At 70.5% G+C, this 17,835-nt stretch carries 17 protein-coding genes and 1 tRNA gene; 7 read left to right on the top strand and 11 right to left on the bottom strand.

All coding sequences use genetic code 11. The annotated features are described in order from the left end of the window. Positions 1-28: 28 nt before the first annotated feature. The 6 genes from AB4Z14_RS02420 to AB4Z14_RS02445 form a co-directional block, all read right to left on the bottom strand. Positions 29-859, bottom strand: a complete 831-nt coding sequence (locus AB4Z14_RS02420) for a DUF72 domain-containing protein (protein ID WP_442273774.1) — start codon at positions 857-859, stop codon at positions 29-31. A gap of 40 nt (positions 860-899) precedes the next feature. Then, positions 900-1,979, bottom strand: coding sequence for a sulfite oxidase (locus AB4Z14_RS02425; protein WP_082619908.1), 1,080 nt, complete (start codon positions 1,977-1,979; stop codon positions 900-902). Between the two features lie 63 nt (positions 1,980-2,042). Beyond that, the gene (locus AB4Z14_RS02430) at positions 2,043-2,906 is read right to left on the bottom strand and encodes an enoyl-CoA hydratase/isomerase family protein (RefSeq protein WP_442273775.1); all 864 of its coding nucleotides are present in this window, start codon (positions 2,904-2,906) and stop codon (positions 2,043-2,045) included. Between the two features lie 21 nt (positions 2,907-2,927). Beyond that, positions 2,928-4,337 (bottom strand): Dyp-type peroxidase, encoded by a 1,410-nt coding sequence (locus tag AB4Z14_RS02435; RefSeq protein WP_442273776.1) that lies wholly within the window; start codon positions 4,335-4,337, stop codon positions 2,928-2,930. An 8-nt stretch (positions 4,338-4,345) separates the two neighbouring features. Beyond that, positions 4,346-5,479: a DUF4331 family protein gene (locus AB4Z14_RS02440; protein ID WP_442273777.1), complete on the bottom strand. Its 1,134-nt coding sequence runs from the start codon at positions 5,477-5,479 to the stop codon at positions 4,346-4,348. A gap of 28 nt (positions 5,480-5,507) precedes the next feature. Continuing rightward, entirely contained in the window at positions 5,508-6,044 is a 537-nt protein-coding gene (locus tag AB4Z14_RS02445) for a hypothetical protein (RefSeq protein ID WP_442273778.1), read from the bottom strand. A gap of 367 nt (positions 6,045-6,411) precedes the next feature. Here AB4Z14_RS02445 and AB4Z14_RS02450 point away from each other — a divergent pair, with 367 nt between their 5' ends. The 4 genes from AB4Z14_RS02450 (at position 6,412) to AB4Z14_RS02465 (ending at position 9,337) form a co-directional block, all read left to right on the top strand. Continuing rightward, positions 6,412-6,813, top strand: coding sequence for a PLDc N-terminal domain-containing protein (locus tag AB4Z14_RS02450; RefSeq protein WP_442273779.1), 402 nt, complete (start codon positions 6,412-6,414; stop codon positions 6,811-6,813). 120 nt (positions 6,814-6,933) lie between these two features. Further along, complete coding sequence (locus AB4Z14_RS02455) at positions 6,934-8,049, top strand: peptidoglycan-binding domain-containing protein (protein WP_442273780.1); 1,116 nt, start codon at positions 6,934-6,936, stop codon at positions 8,047-8,049. Between the two features lie 123 nt (positions 8,050-8,172). Then, on the top strand, positions 8,173-9,159 hold the full coding sequence (locus tag AB4Z14_RS02460) for an IS481 family transposase (RefSeq protein WP_442274014.1): 987 nt from the start codon (positions 8,173-8,175) through the stop codon (positions 9,157-9,159). 105 nt (positions 9,160-9,264) lie between these two features. Next, positions 9,265-9,337, top strand: a tRNA-Ala gene (locus tag AB4Z14_RS02465). Positions 9,338-9,450: 113 nt separating this feature from the next. On the opposite strand, the gene AB4Z14_RS02470 is transcribed toward AB4Z14_RS02465, so the two are convergent. From AB4Z14_RS02470 to AB4Z14_RS02480, 3 genes are all read right to left on the bottom strand, one after another. Continuing rightward, positions 9,451-11,049 carry a phospholipase C gene (locus AB4Z14_RS02470; protein ID WP_442273781.1) on the bottom strand — a complete coding sequence of 533 codons (1,599 nt, stop codon included), beginning with the start codon at positions 11,047-11,049 and terminating at the stop codon, positions 9,451-9,453. 279 nt (positions 11,050-11,328) lie between these two features. Beyond that, positions 11,329-12,924: a dolichyl-phosphate-mannose--protein mannosyltransferase gene (locus AB4Z14_RS02475; protein ID WP_442273782.1), complete on the bottom strand. Its 1,596-nt coding sequence runs from the start codon at positions 12,922-12,924 to the stop codon at positions 11,329-11,331. Positions 12,925-12,991: 67 nt separating this feature from the next. Further along, complete coding sequence (locus AB4Z14_RS02480; RefSeq protein ID WP_442273783.1) at positions 12,992-13,867, bottom strand: CPBP family intramembrane glutamic endopeptidase; 876 nt, start codon at positions 13,865-13,867, stop codon at positions 12,992-12,994. 64 nt (positions 13,868-13,931) lie between these two features. Here AB4Z14_RS02480 and AB4Z14_RS02485 point away from each other — a divergent pair, with 64 nt between their 5' ends. Both AB4Z14_RS02485 and AB4Z14_RS02490 read left to right on the top strand, forming a co-directional pair. After that, positions 13,932-14,669 carry a dienelactone hydrolase family protein gene (locus AB4Z14_RS02485; protein WP_442273784.1) on the top strand — a complete coding sequence of 246 codons (738 nt, stop codon included), beginning with the start codon at positions 13,932-13,934 and terminating at the stop codon, positions 14,667-14,669. Positions 14,670-14,727: 58 nt separating this feature from the next. Then, the gene (locus AB4Z14_RS02490; protein WP_442273785.1) at positions 14,728-15,108 is read left to right on the top strand and encodes a hypothetical protein; all 381 of its coding nucleotides are present in this window, start codon (positions 14,728-14,730) and stop codon (positions 15,106-15,108) included. Between the two features lie 385 nt (positions 15,109-15,493). Here AB4Z14_RS02490 and AB4Z14_RS02495 read toward each other — a convergent pair whose 3' ends face one another. Together AB4Z14_RS02495 and AB4Z14_RS02500 are read right to left on the bottom strand one after the other, a co-directional pair. Further along, positions 15,494-16,102, bottom strand: a complete 609-nt coding sequence (locus AB4Z14_RS02495; protein ID WP_442273786.1) for a DinB family protein — start codon at positions 16,100-16,102, stop codon at positions 15,494-15,496. Between the two features lie 14 nt (positions 16,103-16,116). Continuing rightward, positions 16,117-16,692: a DinB family protein gene (locus AB4Z14_RS02500; RefSeq protein ID WP_442273787.1), complete on the bottom strand. Its 576-nt coding sequence runs from the start codon at positions 16,690-16,692 to the stop codon at positions 16,117-16,119. Positions 16,693-16,753: 61 nt separating this feature from the next. Here AB4Z14_RS02500 and AB4Z14_RS02505 point away from each other — a divergent pair, with 61 nt between their 5' ends. Beyond that, positions 16,754-17,737, top strand: coding sequence for a helix-turn-helix transcriptional regulator (locus tag AB4Z14_RS02505; RefSeq protein WP_442273788.1), 984 nt, complete (start codon positions 16,754-16,756; stop codon positions 17,735-17,737). The last annotated feature ends 98 nt before the right edge of the window (positions 17,738-17,835 follow it).

The following is a 17,835-nucleotide window of genomic DNA, read 5'->3' on the forward strand; positions in this document are numbered from 1 at the left end:
CGCGGACGCGTCGACCCGCGTCTACGGTTCAGGCGACCGTGGACAGCCCGAGCCGCCGGACGAGACCCACCGCGTCGTGCGGCGCGTGCCCCCTGGCGTCGTTGTCGAAGTAGACGTGGACGTCGTGCCCCTGCTCCATCCAGTGGTGGCAGGTTCGCGCCCACCGCTCGAGGGACTCGTCCGTGTAGCCGCTGGCGTAGAGCTCGGTCTCGCCGTGCAGCCGCACATAGCGGAAGTCGCTCGTCGCGTCGTCCATGACGGGCCACGTGCCTGCGCTGTCGGCGATCACCATGGCGACGCCGTACTCAGCGCAGAGCGCCCGGGCCTCCTCGGTGTCGAAGCTGTCGTGACGCGGCTCGAGGGCGTGCCGCATCGGGACGTCGACCTCGCACGTCGTCAGGATGCGGTCCTCCTTGAGCTTGTCGTCGTGCTTCTCGGCCAGCCGCGCGGCCTCGCCCGTCGAGCGTGGCAGCAGCTGGAGGAAGCTCCGGACGCGGTGCGGGTCGAACTCGATGCGGGCCGGCAGCTGCCACAGCACCGGGCCGAGCTGGGGGCCGAGCGCGAGGACCCCGCTCGCGAAGAAGTTGGCCAGCGGGGTCTCGACGTCGCGCAGCGCCTTCATGTGGGTGATGAAGCGCCCACCCTTGACCGCGAAGTTGACGTCGTCGGGCACGGCAGCCCGCCACGCGGCATACGAGCTCGGACGCTGGAGGGAGTAGAAGGAGCCGTTCACCTCGACCGACGTCATCCGCTCGGCGGCGTACGTCAGCTCGAGCCGCTGGGGAAGACCCTTCGGGTAGAAGTCGCCGCGCCACGAGGGGTAGCGCCAGCCGGAGACGCCGATCCTTGCGTGGGGCATGTCCGTCCCTTACCCACGAGGCGGCCGCGGGTGCTCGCGGTCAGCGCACGTCGACGTAGGACACCTCGACGGCGTTGTTCCCGTATCCGAGCCGGTTCCACGGTGGGACGTCCGGCTGCTCGTTGCCTGCGGCGTCGGTCGCCTTGGCGCGGATGCTGTACCGCCCCGGGAGGGCGACGTCCCACTCGTAGGCCCAGCTCTGCCACTGGTGCGGACCCTGGGGGGCCTCGACCACGGCAGGGCTCCAGTCACCTTCGCCGGTGAAGCTGAGGTCGACGTTCGTGACCGGCCCGGTGCCCGACCAGGCCTTCCCGCGGATCACGTGGGTGCCCGGCGTGAGGACCGCCCCCGGCGCCGGGTCGGTGACGCGTGCCCGCACGCGCATCGTCGTCACGCGCTCGTGGGGACGATCCGGCCACTCGTACACGTAGTGCCCGGTCTGGAACTCGCCCTCGAACGGCTCCGTGACGACGTCGATCCTCTTGAGCCACTTGACCGAGGCGACGGCGAACCAGCCCGGCACGACGATCCGGAACGGCGCCCCGTGGTCGCGACCGAGCGGGCGTCCGTTCATCTCGTAGGCGATGAGGATCTCCGCCGCCGGGTCGAGAGCGTGCTCGAGGGTCAGCGAACGGACGAACGTCAGGTCGGACTTCACGGTCTGGGCGAGCACCGGGTTGAGGAGGTAGGAGCCGCTGTCGGCGCCCTCGAAACGGACCTCCACGCCGGCGGGGTCGGGCTGCGTCCGCTCGAGCACGTCGCGCAGCCAGGTGCCCGTCCACACGGCGGTGGAGACGGCATACGCCCCCCATGGCTCTCCCGCGGGCAGCGGCCGCGTCTCGAGCCGGCCGTTCCCCGCGCACTCGAGCGTGACGGCTCGCTCGACGGACGGCAGGGCGCGCAGGTCGTCCAGCGTCAGCGTCGTGGGAGAGCCCACGGCGCCACCGATCTCGAGCGTGCCGTCGTGCTCCGGCAGTGCGAAGTTGCTGCGCACGTAGTGCTGCTCCGTCGGGGTGGTGTCGCCCGTCAGCCCTTCGGGCGGGGCCTCGGCGTTGAACGGCTGTTGATGGATCATCGTCAGCGCGGACCGGGCTCGTCGGAGACTGTCGTCAACCAGCATCGTGGGCTCCTCGTCGATCAGGGGGTCGAGCAGGGTGTAGCAGGGGTGTCGATCACGGGTCGGTCAGTAGTCCGAGTCCTGGAAGTGGGGGTCTCGGTTCTCGTTGAAGGCGCCGATCCCTTCGACCCGATCGGGGTGCACGGCGGAGCGCCAGTGGGCGTCCATCATGATCGCGACGGCTTGCTCGATCGGCTGTCCCTCACCCAGGTGAACCGCACGTTTGACGGCCTGGACGGCGGTCGGCGAGTTGCTCGCGATCTTCTCCGCGATGGCCAGCGCGCGAGACATGAGGTCCGCCTGCGGGTGCAGCTCGTTGACCATCCCGATCCGGTGGGCCTCGTGCGCCGTGACGGGGTCTCCGGTCAGGAGCATCTGCAGGGCCCGTCCCCGTGGTAGGAGGCGCGGGAGCAGCGCCGGTGAGCCGCCTCCGGCCGAGAGCCCGATCATGGCCTCGGGTTGGCCGAAGGTGGCGTTCTCCGACGCGATGATGAAGTCCGTGCTCTGGGCGATCTCGGAACCGCCGCCGTACGCGATCCCGTTGACGACGGCGAAGATCGGCTTGCGGAGCTGGCGGAGCGTGTAGAGGGTGCGGTCGAAGTCCTGCCGCTGCCGCAGCCACTGCTCCTTCGTCATGCTCTGGCGCTGGCGCAGGTCGCTGCCGACCGAGAAGGCCCGCGCACCGGCGCCGGTGATCATGGCGACGCGGATGGCGGGCCGGACGGCGATCGTCTCGAGCACCTCGGTCAGGCGTGCGCCCATCTCGGTCGTGATGGCGTTGTCGGCGAGAGGCCTGTTCAGGGTGATCACGGCGACGCTGTCCCCGGCCACGTACTCGACGAGCACGGAGGGCTCGGCCGCGTCCTCGTCGGGGGGAGGCGGCGCGAAGTCAAGGGCCTTCCAGCGGTCGGTGCCGGTCGTGTCGGACATGCGCTCTCCTCGTTCGGTTGGTCAGCCTTCAGGGAGCTCGGAGAGCCACCGCAGCGCTCGCAGCCCCGGGGCGAAGCAGTACTCGCCGCCCCGGGTGACCACGAAGGGCGGCACGTCCGGCAACCTGCGACGGATGGGGTGCTGCGGGATGGTGAAGGCGCCGGACCCGTCGGTCGCCCCGACGAGGGGGTCCTTCTCGGCGGGCGCGCCGATGAAGATCCCGTCGTTGAGCCACTGCGTCTTGACGAACTCGAACTGGCGCTTGAGGTGGGCCCCGGCGAAGACGAAGATGATGCCCCGGTCCTCGCCGTCGTCCTCGAGGACACCGTCGGGCAGCATCGGACCGTAGCTCGTACCCCGGCGGATCATGCGGTGCAGTCGCACGTCGACGCTCATCTCGTGCTCGAGTGAGTCCCTCGGGTTGGCGCGTCGGGCATGGGCTCCGGCGGGGCACTTGAAGCCGTGCAGGTCCGAGGTGTAGCCGAAGTCGTTGTTGCGGCCGGCGTCCCTGCCGAGCTCGGGGTCGTCCTCGTCGGGGGAGAGGACGAGCGGCGCGCCGCTCTGCCATCGCCCGACCATCTTGGCGCCGAGCAGAGCCTCCTCCTCACGCGTCCTCGCCTTGTCGCGGAGGTACTGGCGGTAGGCGGCGACGCGGGTGTGCAGCTTCCTGAAGACGATGTACGTGCCGTTGCGGCCGAGGACCTCCGGGGTCGGCACCGGGGCGAGGCCGCCGGTCTCGTCGGGGTAGCCGAGGATGAACTCGCCTGCCTTGATGGGTGGCTCCCCGCGGTTCGTGGTCGGCGTCCCGACTCCTTCCACGGCGGGCTGCCCGATTCCGTCCTTGAAGCCGAACGACGTGCGTCCGGTGGGCAGCTGGTAGCAGTCCTGACGCCAGATCACCTCGACACCCGGGATCTCCTCCTGCGCGTGGCGGGCCCGGGCGACCACCGTCTCGAGGGTGGCGGCATCAGGGGCGAGCGCGGCCAGCGCGACGTGCACGTCACGGGTGCCCAGAGGCTTCTCCCAGTGCTCAGGGCTGCTCGCGCCGACGTCACCGAGCTCGGCCGCGCGGGCCGCCATCCCCTCCCGGAACTCCGGGGCGAAGCTGTCCAGGGACTCCTGCGGGACACCGAGCACCCTGAGGCCCTCGTAGGTGAACGCCACGGTCAACCAGGCGCCGGACCGCGGTGCTGCGGAGGCCGGCCCCGGCTCCAGGAGAGGGAGCAGCCGTCGGATGAGCTCCCGTCCGTCGGCGGCCTCGTGGATCTGGAGGAGCAGGTAGGTGCCGACGTACGGCGACGGCCGCTCGTAGAGGGCGCCGCCCTGGATGTCGTCGATCTCGAGCGGGAGCCCCGCGGGCGCACCGGTCGTCTCGGCGGTCCCGGCCCCCGGGGAGGCGCTCGTGATGGAGGCAGGCGTCGGCGGGTTCACGGCCCGACCTAGATGTGGGCCGGCGGCACGGGTGGCTCCGGGTTCGGGTCGGCGAGGTACGGAAAGGAGGTCGAGGCAGGCATGCTCGCCCCATCGACGCCGTCGCTGACGGCGGGCCCGAGGCCGGCGGTGACGAGCAGGGTGAAGATCGTGTCCATCACGTCGTCGTTGAGGGCGCGCCCACCGCAGGTGCGGTGCGCCTCCCCGTTCATCAGCGCTCGCTCGATCTCGAAGAACGTGCCACGCTCCGCGTACGGCTTGCTGACGTCGACGACGAGGAAGTCGTCGAGCATGACCCCGCGCAGGGCATGCGCTCCGCTCTCGTCGACCGACCAGTCCGTCTTGCCGTCGAGGCCGTCCCAGAAGGCGAGGTTGGCGTCCAGTCGAGCCCGGTAGGCGCCCTTGTACCCCTCGGCGAGGTGGAAACCGTCCTCCATGTTGTAGAGGTCGCGGATCTCGAGGTCGCGGTTCACCTGGTCGAACTGCTTCGGCGCGAGCATGAGGTTCTTGACCTCGGGCCGGCCGACGCGCTCGATGCGGACGTTCAACCTGCCGCGGGTCAGGGTCTCCGCGATGACGCCCACGAGAGCGGCATCCGCGCCCAGGAGGGTGGCCACGTCGAGCTCGAGGACGATGCTGAGGACGTTCTTGCCGTCGAGGAAGATGGTCCCGGGCTGCGCGAAGCTGAGCTCCCCGGTGGCGATGGTCTTCAACGCGGCAGGAGCGTCCATGAAGAACGGGTCCCAGCGGACGCCGGCGAAGACGCGCAACGGGTCGGTGGAGCCGCCGCTCCGCTCCCCGGCACGGAACGACTGGCTGACGCCGCCCGAGGTGCGGACCACGCCGTCCTGCGCGTGCGGATCCTCCGCGTCCGGCTCGTCGAAGACGACGTCGACCGTGACCTCGCGCTCGGCGATGTCGAACAGTCTGGGGCCGCCGCCGCCGGCGCGGGCCGCGAGCTGGCGCAGGCGGAACCGGTAGATGAGCCCGTCCGAGAAGTGATCGCCGGGCTGGGCGAACGGCAGCGTGTTCATGACGAGCACCAGACGTCCGGGCCGCTGCGGGCTCGGGAAGGCGTACACGTCGGTGATGTCGGCGATCGGCTCGGCCAGCGCGCGCGGGCCGGAGATGTGGTCGGACATGCATACGCTCCCGAGGTAGGGCTGTCGACTAGTCCGCGGCCACGTCGAGCAGCGGTCGCAGCGCTGGGTGCTGCAAGGCGTCGGCTGCCCCGGGGTCGTCGAGGACCTCCTGGAACGCGTCGTTGACCTTGATGGCCTTCCGGATCTGCTTCACCGTGCCGCCGTAGTTGCGGGCGTAGCCTCCGGCGGTCTGCTGGGCACTGAGGATGAAGTCCTTGACCGCCTGCAACGACGGGAGTCCCTCGTAGCCCACGACGTGCTGGAAGATCGAGTCGAACAGCTTGAGCGGCTTCGACGCGAAGTCCTCCATGTACGCGTCCCAGGGGCCGTCGAAGCTCGTGGCGAAGAGAAGCCGCGTGTCGTCGTCGAAGGGGACGAAGCGTGCCTCGTGGATGGAGGCGATCGGCATCTCGTAGTCGCCGGGTCGGTAGCCGGGCGCGTCCTGCAGGTCCCGAAGGGCCTGGTGGAGAGCCTCACCGTGTCCCGGCTTGACGTGGAAGAACAAGCTGAACTCGCTGGTGGGGCCGACGCTGACTCCCGGCCTGGAACTTGTGTTGGAACCCATCACCGATGCCCTGTCTCTCGTGTGGCTTCTGTCCGGTGTCGTGCTGCCCCGAGCGAACGATGTCATTCGGTCCACTCGCCGCCCGGGGCCCCACGAGAGCCCTCCCACCGATCCCACCGTCACGGTTGAGCGCGAGGTGAACATCACCCCCAAAGTATGAAAGAGCACGTGAGATGGCAGCCCCGGACAGCACGTCGGGGGGAACGTGAGGCCGGGCACGCTTGGGAAGGCCGGCAGCTCCAGGCGGTTTTCGTCGGAACGGTTCACCCTCAGCGGTTGAGGCACCTCGCCGGTTCCGTGGGCAGGCTGAGGTCAACGGCGCACGTCAGCGCCCTGATCATCGCCACACCGCACCGAGGGGACTGACATGGACAACATCACGAACAACTTCTGGGACGTTCTGCTGTGGAGCTTCTGGTTCTTCATCTGGATCGCCGCGATCACCGTGTGGTTCCGCTGCATCTTCGACCTGTTCCGTGACCGCGAGCTCAGCGGATGGGGCAAGGCGGGCTGGGCCGTTCTGCTCATCCTCGTGCCCTGGTTGGGCGCCCTGATCTACCTCATCGCCCGTGGGCGCAGCATGACCGAGCGTCAGATGACGGAGATGGCCCAGATGAAGGCCCAGCAGGACGAGTACATCCGTCAGGCGGCCGGCTCGCAGGCGGCGGAGAGCCCGGCGGCCCAGATCGCCAGCGCGAAGGGGCTGCTCGACTCCGGGACCATCACCCAGGACGAGTTCGACGCTCTCAAGGCCAAGGCGCTGGTCTGACGTGGGTGAGCTGCCGTGCTGCCCCTGACCGGCCCGTCCGACACCTCTGACCGCACTGAGGTCGGAGGGCGTCCATCCGGCGCGCGTCGCCGGAGTCGGGTCCGCGTCGGGGGCTGCGCGGTGGCGATCGTGCTGGCCCTTGCGGCCTGCAGCACCGGGACGGCACTGCCCGATGCGCGGGTGTCCGTCAAGGAGCAGGCGCTGGCCAAGGCACGGACGGACGCCGCGGCGGCAGCGGCGCACTTCTGCACCACGGCGGCCGACTACGTCACGGCGGTCGACCGCTACGGGGACGTGCTGACGGCGACGGCCCCGACGGTGGGGGACGTGCAGACGGCGGGTGCCGACCTCGAGCAGCCGCGTGCGGACGCCACCGCAGCCGCCACGGCCGCGGTCGACGCCCGGGCGGCGGTGGTGACGGCAGAGCAGGAGCTGGCGGCCGCCCAGGCAGCCGCGGCCGCGGGGAACACCACGGCTGGGTCATCGTCGAGCGCCACGACCCCGGCGGCGAGCCAGAGCCCGACACCGACCGTGCCGCCGGCGACGGTGAACCGGGTCACGCAGGCCGAGACGGAGTTCACGGCAGCTCAGGAGGGCATCGGTGCTCAGACGCCCCTGCGCCAGGCCTCCCAGCAGTTCAACGCCGCGGCAGTGGCGCTCGAGATGTCGTGGCTGGCCCTGTTCGCCGACGCAGGCTGTCTGACCGACGAGGCGCAGAAGTCCGCCCAGACGGCGGTGCACGACTACACGGCCACGCTGCAGAAGTCCCTCAGCGAGGCCGGGTACTTCACCGGCAAGGTCGACGGCGTGTACGGGCCGTCGACGGTCGACGCCGTGCAGGCGCTGCAGAAGGCCCACGGACTGCCGGTCACCGGCACGGTCGACAAGGCGACGCAGGAGGCCCTCCAGTCCGACCTGCAGACGAAGGGAGGCGCTGCCGCGCAGGAGGAGCTCGCGTCGACGGCCGCCGTGCAACAGACCCTCAAGCTCGCCGGCTTCTGGGACGGTCCCGTCGACGGACGGTGGACACCTGCCCTGACGGAGGCGCTCCAGAAGTTCCAGGCCGAGCTCGACGTCCCTGCCACCGGGACGGTCGATGCCGCGACGGTCGCCGCGCTCGAGAAGGCCATCGCCGAGGCCGGCAAGCCGACGCCTTCGCCCAGCCCTTCTGGGACTGAGACGTCCACGGCGCCGACGCCGTCGGCGGCGACGCCGAAGGCGTCCTCGACGTCCTAGTTGTACTGACCCGACACGTTGGTTAAGGAAGTGCGATCCGTCGCGCTGAGGTGCTGACATGGGAGGGCCTCCCGCGGTGGAGTGGAACTGCTCAAGGTTCACTTCGCCAAACAGGAGGCCCTCGTGTCCCACGCTAACGCTGCCCTGACGCCCCGCGCTCGGCTACGAGTGGCCCGGCTGGTGGTCGACCACCAAGTGCCGATCGCKGARGTYGCSGCCCGGTTCCAGTGCTCSTGGCCSACSGTCAAACGCTGGGCCGAKCGGTACGCCGCCGGKGAGRCGATGACSGACCGGTCCAGCCGRCCYCGGTCGATGCCGGCCAAGACCMWCYCGKCSACGACCAARCGGATCGTGKCRTTGCGGCTGCGTAARCGCYTGGGCCCGGTCCAGCTCGCMGCMCTGACCGGCGTGGCCCCCTCGACCGCGCACCGCGTCCTGATCCGCTGCCGGCTGAACCGGCTGTCGCATGTCGACCGCGCCACCGGTGAGCCCGTGCGCCGGTACGAGCACGAACACCCGGGCGCGATGCTGCACGTGGACGTCAAGAAGCTGGGCAACATCCCCGACGGCGGCGGGTGGCGCTACGTCGGACGCGTCCAAGGACGGCACAACCGGGCATCGACACCGGACAAGCCCAAGAACGTGCGCTACCAGCCGAAGATGGGCCACGCGTTCGTGCACACCGTCATCGATGACCACTCCCGCGTCGCGTACGCCGAGGTCCACGACGACGAGACCGCCGCCACCGCGACCGCGGTCCTGCGCCGCGCCGTGGCCTGGTTCGCCACCCGTGGAATCCCCATCGAAAGAGTCCTGTCCGACAACGGCCCGGCGTACCGATCCCACCTCTGGCGCGACACCTGCCTCGAGCTGTCAATCAGGCACACCCGGACCCGGCCCTACCGGCCCCAGACCAACGGCAAGATCGAGCGCTTCCACCGCACCCTGGCCGACGGCTGGGGCTACGCCCGCTGCTACGCCTCCGAAGACGAACGACGAGCCGCTCTGCCAGCATGGCTCCACGAGTACAACCACCACCGACCCCACACCGCCTGCGGGAACAAGCCACCCATCACCCGCTTAACCAACCTGTCGGGTCAGTACACCTAGTCGCGGTGCTTTGCCGGCGCTGGGTGCCGACGATCCACCACGATCTGCGGGCGCGGGTCGATTGGGTATGCCGGTCGGCGTGGTGTTATCGTTCCTTCGCACCAAGGGGCTGTGGCGCAGTTGGTAGCGCGTCTCGTTCGCAATGAGAAGGTCAGGGGTTCGAATCCCCTCAGCTCCACAGATGGCAGAGGGCCGGACATGCTTTTCGTCCGGCCCTCTGCCATTTCCGGATGGGATTCGGGAGGAGACGGAGCGACGGCTCCCTTCGGCTTCACCAACGGAACGGGCTCGTCACAGGGCCTTGGGCTGACCGGTCTCCGGGTCGAGTGTGAGGCGCGGGGCGCGGGCGCCGTGGCCGTCGTCTCCGGGGGTACGGAAGGTGAAGAGGTTGGTCAGGGATCCGGCCTTCTCGTCGAAGGAGTAGTTGCCCACCCGCCCGGTGTTCCAGTTGTCCTCGATGAACCTGAGGATCGAGGTCTGGTCGGTGACCGAGTGGTCGACGAAGTTGCGTTTGGCGAACGGCGAGATGACGAGCAGCGGCTGCCGTGGACCGTAGCCACACCGGTCCAGGTAGCCGCCGGCGATCCGGGCGGGGTTGGTGCCACAGGCGCCCGGCCCGGTCAGCGCATCATTGGCCTCCCGGGACTGGTTGACGATCGGCGACATCTGGTGGTCGTACCAGCCGTCGCTGTCGTCGTAGGCGATGACCACGGCGGTGTGCTCCCACTGGGGCGACTTCTGGAGCTGGTTGAGCGTCTCGACGAGGAAGCGCTGCTCGTCGAGCGGCGTGGAGTATCCGGCGTGCCCATCCTGGTAGGCGGCCGCCTTGAGGAAGCTGACCGACGGCAGGCTGTGCGCTCGCACGGCGGACCAGAAGTCGGTCAGGTCGTACTGGTGGTTGGCGGGTCCGGCGTGTCCGATCTCGGCCATCGACGTCGGACGCGTGTGGTCGGGGTTCGCCGTGCTGGCGTAGTACTGGAACGGTTCGTGGTGCGGGATGTAGTCCTTGCTCACGACCCCGCCGGCGTCGGTGTGCGAGGCCGCGCAGTCGGCGAAGCCTCCCTGGAACCAGCCCCAGCTGACTCCTTGGGCGTTGAGCAGGTCGCCGATGTTTCGATTGCGGGGGTCCACCGACGAGCTGGTGTCGCGGGTGTCGCAGATGTCGCCCGTCGGCTGGGGGTCGCCGATCATGGTGCCACTGGCGGCCGGCACCGCCCCGCCGTCCGGGCTGAACCCGTGCGTCTGCCCCGAGACGAGGTTGATGGCTCCAGGCGTGGAGGGCCCGAAGGTGCTGCTGAAGGCGTTGTCGCTCATCGCGAAGTGCTGCGCGTAGTTCCAGAGCGCCGTGACGGTGTTGCCGTCGTAGTAGCCCATGACCAGACCCTTGCCGTGGCCGTAGTCGGCGCAGACGCCGGCACCTCGGCCGACGGTCTCGACGAATTTGTCCATCAGCCCGTGGTCGAAGGCCAGCTGCTCGTCCTTGTAGTTGTGGTCCTGGTCGCAGGTCTGTGCCTGGGATCGGGCCAGACGGAACGGCTGGACGGAGTTGGGGTTGTTGGGCGACTGCAGGGAGACGCCCAGCCCGTTGACGCTCGGCGTGCCGGGTGCCGGTCGGAACGAGGGTTCACCGGCGGTGTTCGCGGCCTGCGGGTAGGTGGCGAAGTAGTGGTCGAAGGAGACGTTCTCCTGGTAGATGACCACGAGGTGCTCGACCGGCGTGGCCGTGGCCGTGTGTGATCGGGCTGCGACCGGGTGCACCTCGGAGACCGCACCCGCGTCCGCGACGTCGGGATGTGAGGCCGTGGTCGGCCCCGACGCAGCGAGGAGGGCGAGGGCGCCGACCGCCGCCGCGACTGGCGCGTGAGCTCGGCCTAGGGGAAAGAACGTCATCAGGACTCCTTTGAGAAGGGACAGCGCGCTTCTGGGGAGCGGTCTTCCGCGCTCTCGTCCGCAGATGAGGGGTCTCCTCACCTGCTCCCGAACGGGCGTGGGCGCCGGCCGTACCTCTAGCAGACGGTGGGTCCGAGGGATGGGTCAGATGAACGGTGGTGCACCGTTCAGGGTAGACCGTTCTGCCCCGATCGTCCGGGTCGTGCACTGACCGGTTGCGGCCGAGGACCGGCGTCTCCGGCAGACGTCCCACCTTGGCGACGGCCGGCCCGCCCGGGTTCAGACCCAGCTGGGGAACCACATCCGAGCCTGCCACTCCGACAGCGGGATGACGTCGGCGACGTAGATCGGGTGGAAGAACGCGAAGAGGCCGATGGTGACGAGCACGAACGCACCCATGAGCCCGTAGCCGATGCGGCGGCGCGTCAGGGAGGCGTCGCGGCCGCCGACGACGAGCCCGAGGACGTAGACGCAAGCGAGCACGGCGTAGGGGACGAACGCGACCTCGTAGAAGGAGTAGATCGTCCGGTCCCCGAGGAAGAACCACGGCAGGTAGCCGGCGAACAGGGCGCAGAGGATCGCGCCGGCGCGCCAGTCGCGGTGCAGCGCCCACATGAAGAGCAGCACGAAGATCGCGAGCGTCGCGCCCCACCAGATGGAGACGGTGCCGATCGAGGTGATCGCCTTGCTGCACTGGTCGACGAGGCACCCGTCGGCGCCCTTCTTCGGGCCCTCGTAGAAGAACGACGTCGGCCGTCCCTGGATGAGCCAGGACCACGGGTTGGTCTGGTACGGGTGCGAGGAGGTGATCGCCTGCGTCGACGCGTACATCTGCTGGTGGTACGCCCACAGCGAGCGCCACCAGTCGGGCAGCCAGCCGTAGTCGGTGTCGGGGTTGTTCTGCGCCCACGTGCGGAAGGAGCCGCCCTTGGTGAGGATCCAGCCGGTCCAGCTCGCCACGTAGGTGACGACGGCGGTGACGACGAGCTGCACGAACGCATACGGCCCGTCCTTGGCGACGCCGCCGGCGCCCCAGCCACGGACTCCGGCGGCGCGACGCGCGCCGACGTCCCAGAGGACCGTGAGCACCCCGAAGAAGACGAGGAAGTAGAGCCCGGACCACTTCACGCCGGCCGAGAGGCCCAGCATGATGCCGGCAACCCAGCGCCAGGGCCGCCAGCCGAGCCACGGCCCCAGCCACGACGTCGCGGTGCGGGCGCGGTCACCGACCTTTCGGGCGAGCACCTCGCGGGCCCGGTCGCGGTCGATGAGCAGCGCGCCGAAGGCTGCGAGCCCGAAGAACATGACGAAGATGTCGAGCAGGCCGGTGCGCGAGTGGACGAAGTGGTGGCCCTCGAAGGCGAGGAGCGCGGCCGCGACGGTGCCGAGCAGGTCGGAGCGGAAGAGCCGACGGGCGATGCGACCGAGCATGAAGATCGAGATCGTGCCGGCGAGCGCGACCGCGAAGCGCCAGCCGAAGGAGTTGAGGATGCCGAACGGCGCCTCGCCCCAGCCGATGAGCCACTTGCCGACGGGTGGGTGGACGACGAAGTCGCCCTCGGTGCCGTAGACCATCGGGTCGTTGGCGGTGAAGTGCTGGTCGACCTGTTTGGCCTGCTGCAGCACGTCGTCGTTCTTCATCTCGAACCAGTACAGGACCATCGACCAGCCCTGCTTGACGTAGTACGTCTCGTCGAAGATCAGCTGGTGCGGGGCTCCGATGTGCCAGAAGCGCATGAAGCCACCGACGAGCATGAAGAAGAGCGGCCCGGCCCAGCCGAGCCACGCGATGCGTCCGGCGGTGCGGCGGGTCAGCCGGTAGTCGTCGGCCGGGTCCCCGAGCAGGCGAGCGCGCACCTGTCTGGCCGAGTTCATGGGCGACATCGTATGCAGTGAGGCTGGGTGGGCCGCGCAGCGCTCCGACGGCGCCCGGCGGGGGCGGTCAGATCGAGACCCCGCGCGACCGCAGCACGGAGTAGCCGACGAAGGCCACGGTGTCGAGCACGGCATGGCACACGACGAGCGGCATGACGCGCCGGGTGCGCACGAAGACGAGGCCGAGGACGAGCCCCATGACGATGTTGCCGGCGAAGCCGCCGAAGCCCTGGTAGAGGTGGTAGCTGCCACGGATCAGCGCTGAGAGCCCGATGACGAGCGGCCACGACCATCCGGTCTGGCGCCACCGCGTGAAGAGGTAGCCGACCATGATGACCTCCTCGAGGAGGGCGTTCTCGACGGCCGCGAGGACGAGCACGGGAGCCGACCACCACACCGCCTCGAGGTTGGCGGCCGAGACCTGGGTGTTGATGCCGATCGCCTTGGCGAGGAAGTAGAAGCCGAGTCCCGGGATGCCGATGACGGCGGCGAGCCCGAGCCCGCGGAGGAGGTCACGGCCGGGCTCGCGGCGGTCGAGGCCGACGAAGTGGCCGGCGCGCACGTCGACAGCCGGCCTCCGGACGTGGTTGAGCAGGTAGAGCGCCAGGGCGACGGCGACGAGGGGCAGGACGATGCCGGCGAGCTGGTAGGCGAGGTCGAGCCACGGACGTCCCGGCGTGGCCGACTGGTTCATCGCCGTCGTCTGCTGCGACAGCGGGACCGGACGGGTCAGCTTCTCGATGATGCTGAGGACGGCGTAGACGGCCGACGACCCGAGGCTGACCCCGAGCACGAGGACCGTCTCCCAGCGGAGACCGCGCCGCTCGGCCGGGTCGGTGACGGGGGCCGGGTCCCGTGGCGACGGCCGGGACAGGAACCGCGGGAGGGCGCTGCCGCCGTGGGCGGGGACCTCGGTCGGTGCCGCACCGGCGTCGCTCGACATGGCGTCACTGTAGTCGCGCGGTGGACTCTGCCCACGGGAGCGCCGACCGCCGTAGGGTCCTTGCATGTCGTTGCTGGCGGGCTGGGCAGGCGGGGAGTTCACCGCGGACGGCTTCGCCTACCCCGTCTACGAACGTGGTGAGGGGCCCGGGATCGTCGTCGTGCACGAGAGCCCGGGCCTGACCCCGGAGGTCATCGAGCTGGGTGACGAGCTCGTCGAGGACGGCTTCACCGTGACGATGCCGCACCTGTTCGGCTCGTCGCACGCGCCACCGCACACGTGGGAGGCCCTGCGAGTCGTGCCGCGGCTCTGCGTCACCCGCGAGTTCACGATGTTCGCGACGGGTCGCACGGCACCGCTTGCCGGGTGGCTGCGTGCCCTCGCGCGGGACCTGCACCTCCGCGTGGGCGGCCCGGGAGTGGGGGCGATCGGCATGTGCGTGACCGGTGGTTTCGCGCTCGCGATGATGGTCGACCCCGTCGTGGTGGCCCCCGTCGTCGCCCAGCCGGCGACACCGCTGCCGCTCGGACGGCGGCGGGCCGCAGACATCAACCTGGCGGCTGCGGACCTCGAGGTGGTGCGACGCCGCGTCGCGCAGGGGTGTCCGGTGCTCGGTGTCCGCTACCGCGGTGACTGGGCCACGGGGACGCGGTTCGAGACGCTTCGTCGTGAGCTCGGCGACGGCTTCATCGCGGTCGAGCTCGACGGCCACGACCACGCGACGCTCACCGACCACAAGCACCCGGAGGCGGTGGCGGCCGTCCGCGACTTCTTCCGAGAGCGGCTTCGTCCGCCGGGCTGAGCTCAGTCGGGGCGAAACTCCTTGGCGCACAAGGTAGGCAGCGGCATACCGTCTCGGCATGTCATCGGCACTCCGCACCGTCCTGCGCTCCCGTCTGACGACGGCCATGCGCGAGCGCGACCGGGCAGCCGCCAGCGTGCTGCGCACCGCCGTGGCCGCGATCGAGAACGCCGAGGCCGTGCCCGTCGACGACGGCCGCACCGTCGCGACGTCGGCCGACGTGGCCGGGGCGGCCGTCGGGCTCGGGGTGACGGAGGCCGAGCGTCGTCGGCTCGACGACGCCACCGAGCGCTCGCTCGTGGCCGCCGAGGTGCGCTCGCTCGTCGAGGCGGAGGCCGCGTATGCCGCCGCCGGGGACCGCGAGCGGGCCCGGGATGCGGCGGCCGGGGTGGCCCTCCTGCGGGCCGTTCTCGACGAGTCGGGCGGGGCCGGCGACTGAGCCCCCGCCGTCCACAGGGGTGGTGCACAAGCTGTGCACCGACGCGTACGACCGGTGGAGAAACGGACCCTTCCTGTGGACGACACGCCGCCCGCCTGTGGACCGCTGAAATGTTTCACGAAAGCCCTTGCGGACCCCGTCGGTGCGGGATAGAAATCTCTCACGCCCTCCCCTCGGGGAGAGCGGGGCAACTCGGAGACGAGGGTCCACATGGTGGGGCAACCCACTGCGGCAGCCGGGTGACGAGGCGGCCGGGACCGGAGACGACGAGGAGTCGATCGGGAGCGTCATCATCGACCGATCAACCAGAAGGGCCCTTGAGACTCATACTCCCAAGGGCCCTTCGCCTTTGTGCTGCAAGCGTTGTGCTGCAACGGAACTCGCGTCAGGTGCTGCTCCGCGCGGCCGGTCGCCACGGTGTGAGCCACGGCGTCTCGGGCCAGCCCTCCCGGGCGGCCACGAGCGCGTACATCGTCGCGCCGTCGATCGACTCGCGGACGATGTCGGCGTGCCCGGCGTGCCGGGCGAGCTCCTCGACGAGGTGCATCGCGACCCAGCGCACCGACCACGCGTCGACGTCCTGGGGGAACCACGGGGCGTCGCGCGGCACCGGCACGGCGGCTCCGAGGTCGGCACGGCGGAGCACCTCGCGGGTCGTGTCGCCCTGGGCGGCGAGCGCGGCCAGGAGCGACTCGAGTGAGTCACCGTCGGTGACGCGGAAGTCGTCGCCCCAGGCGGCGGCCTGCTCCTCGGGGGACCGGTCCTGCGGGGCCGGCGCCTCGGGCGCCGCAGCCATCCGCTCGGTCCAGCCGCGCTCGCACGTGGTGACGTGCTTGACGAGGCCGCCGATGCTGAGGGTTCCGGCGGTGGGTGCGAGTCGGATCTGCTCCTCGGTGAGGCCGAAGGCGACGGTGGCGAAGGCGTCGCGCTGCTGGTCGAGGTAGGCGATGAGACTCTCGCGCTCGTCGGCGACGGGTGGGACGTGGGCTGCCATGTCTGGTCCTTCTCTCAGTCGTCGCGGTGGGCGTAGAGGTCACGGAGCAGCGCGATCTCTGCGCCGTGGTGGATGAGCTCACGGTTGATGTGGAGGACGAGCTCGACGCGCGGGTGCTCGGCCCAGGGGCCCTCGCTCGGTCCGCAGGGCTCGGCGAGCGCGGCCTCGTCCCAGCCCCGGGCGCCTGCGGTCCAGGCGGCGAAGGCTGCGTCGACCTGGGCCAGGGCCTCGTCGGCGGTGCCGGCGTAGTCGAAGGTGAGGTAGTCGACCTCGGGGCCGCCGAAGTGGCTGTGCACCCGGGCGCCGAGGACGCCGACGATGATGTGCGCGAGCCGCCAGGCGATCGTCGTGACGGGTGCGGGGACGGGCTCGGGGTGGGCGAAGTCGATGGTGAGCGCACCGCTGCCGCCCTGGATCTCGGTCGTGCCCTGTCCGCGCGGGTGGACGTTCCACGCGCCGGGAGTCGGCTCCCAGAGGTACTCCTCGTCGGTCAGTCCCTCGAGACGGGGGCGCAGCTGGTTGGTCCAGTGCCGGGCGGCTTGGTCGACGAGGGCCGAGGTCCAGTCGATGGAGGTCTGTGACGTGGTCATGGCTCGACCCTCCCAGCCCTATAGGACAGTTTCTGTCCGCAGAGGCTGGCATGCTCGAGCCATGTCCACGACGTCCGACAGCGGCTCCGGCACGACGGCCCGCGTGCTGCGCCTGCTCGACCTGCTCCAGAGCCGGCCTGTCTGGAGCGGCACCGAGCTCGCCGACCGGCTGGGCGTCACGACGCGGAGCGTGCGCCGAGACGTCGAGCGGCTGCGCGACCTCGGCTACCCCGTCAACGCCGCCCACGGAGCCGGTGGCGGCTACCAGCTCGGCGCCGGGCGACGCCTGCCACCGCTCCTGCTCGACGACACCGAGGCCGTCGCCGTCGCCGTCTGCCTCCGGCTCGCGGCCGGTGGCACGGTCGAAGGGCTGGGGGAGGCGGCGGTGCGCACGCTCGCCAAGCTCGACCAGGTGCTGCCGGGACGGCTCCGAGCGCAGGTCGAGGCCATCCACGAGGCCACCGTGACGCTCGACGGTGGAGCCGCGCCGGTCGATGCGGCGACCCTCCTGCTGCTCGCGCGGGCCTGCCGCGAGACGGAGCGGGTCACCTTCGCGTATGCCGGCCCGCGCGGTTCGGGGGAACGCCGCGTCGAGCCCTACCGCCTCGTCGCCACCGGACGCCGCTGGTACCTGCTCGCCTACGACCTCGACCGCGAGGACTGGCGCACCTTCCGGCTCGACCGGATGGCCGATGTCGAGGCCCGCGGCTGGCGCTTCCGCCCACGCGACGACGCGCCCGACGCCGCCGAGCACGTGCAGCGGGCGATCAGCCGCGACGCGTACGACCACGTCGCCCGGGTGCGCATCGAGGCGCCGAAGTCGTCGGTGGACCAGCAGGTCCCGCCATCGGTCGGCACCGTCACGGCAGACGGCCCCGACCGCTGCATCTTCGAGGCCGGCGGCAACCACCTCGGCGCGATGGCGATGCACCTGGGGGCCCTGCCGTGGGAGATGACCGTGCTCGACCCGCCGGAGCTGCGCGAGGTCATGCGCGAGCAGGCGTCCCGGATGCTCCGCGCCGCGGGAGACCCGGCCACCGGCTGACCGGGCCGGTGCGCTCGTCGGGGCCGGCGGCATACGCGACCACACGCAGTCGAGTGAGCGCCCCGTCCCACACGAGTGAGCGCCCCGTCCCACACGAA

The organism is Terrabacter sp. 2TAF16 (genome assembly GCF_052115065.1).
Classification (GTDB): domain Bacteria; phylum Actinomycetota; class Actinomycetes; order Actinomycetales; family Dermatophilaceae; genus Terrabacter.

Bases quoted from the DNA above. Each gene is read 5' to 3' on its own strand.
- AB4Z14_RS02420 (WP_442273774.1), bottom strand. From the start codon at position 859: ATGCCCCACGCAAGGATCGGCGTCTCCGGCTGGCGCTACCCCTCGTGG.
- AB4Z14_RS02500 (WP_442273787.1), bottom strand. From the start codon at position 16,692: ATGACCACGTCACAGACCTCCATCGACTGGACCTCGGCCCTCGTCGAC.
- AB4Z14_RS02485 (WP_442273784.1), top strand. From the start codon at position 13,932: ATGTCGTTGCTGGCGGGCTGGGCAGGCGGGGAGTTCACCGCGGACGGC.
- AB4Z14_RS02445 (WP_442273778.1), bottom strand. From the start codon at position 6,044: ATGGGTTCCAACACAAGTTCCAGGCCGGGAGTCAGCGTCGGCCCCACC.
- AB4Z14_RS02430 (WP_442273775.1), bottom strand. From the start codon at position 2,906: ATGTCCGACACGACCGGCACCGACCGCTGGAAGGCCCTTGACTTCGCG.
- AB4Z14_RS02440 (WP_442273777.1), bottom strand. From the start codon at position 5,479: ATGTCCGACCACATCTCCGGCCCGCGCGCGCTGGCCGAGCCGATCGCC.
- AB4Z14_RS02475 (WP_442273782.1), bottom strand. From the start codon at position 12,924: ATGAACTCGGCCAGACAGGTGCGCGCTCGCCTGCTCGGGGACCCGGCC.
- AB4Z14_RS02450 (WP_442273779.1), top strand. From the start codon at position 6,412: ATGGACAACATCACGAACAACTTCTGGGACGTTCTGCTGTGGAGCTTC.
- AB4Z14_RS02505 (WP_442273788.1), top strand. From the start codon at position 16,754: ATGTCCACGACGTCCGACAGCGGCTCCGGCACGACGGCCCGCGTGCTG.
- AB4Z14_RS02470 (WP_442273781.1), bottom strand. From the start codon at position 11,049: ATGACGTTCTTTCCCCTAGGCCGAGCTCACGCGCCAGTCGCGGCGGCG.
- AB4Z14_RS02495 (WP_442273786.1), bottom strand. From the start codon at position 16,102: ATGGCAGCCCACGTCCCACCCGTCGCCGACGAGCGCGAGAGTCTCATC.
- AB4Z14_RS02425 (WP_082619908.1), bottom strand. From the start codon at position 1,979: ATGCTGGTTGACGACAGTCTCCGACGAGCCCGGTCCGCGCTGACGATG.
- AB4Z14_RS02490 (WP_442273785.1), top strand. From the start codon at position 14,728: ATGTCATCGGCACTCCGCACCGTCCTGCGCTCCCGTCTGACGACGGCC.
- AB4Z14_RS02480 (WP_442273783.1), bottom strand. From the start codon at position 13,867: ATGTCGAGCGACGCCGGTGCGGCACCGACCGAGGTCCCCGCCCACGGC.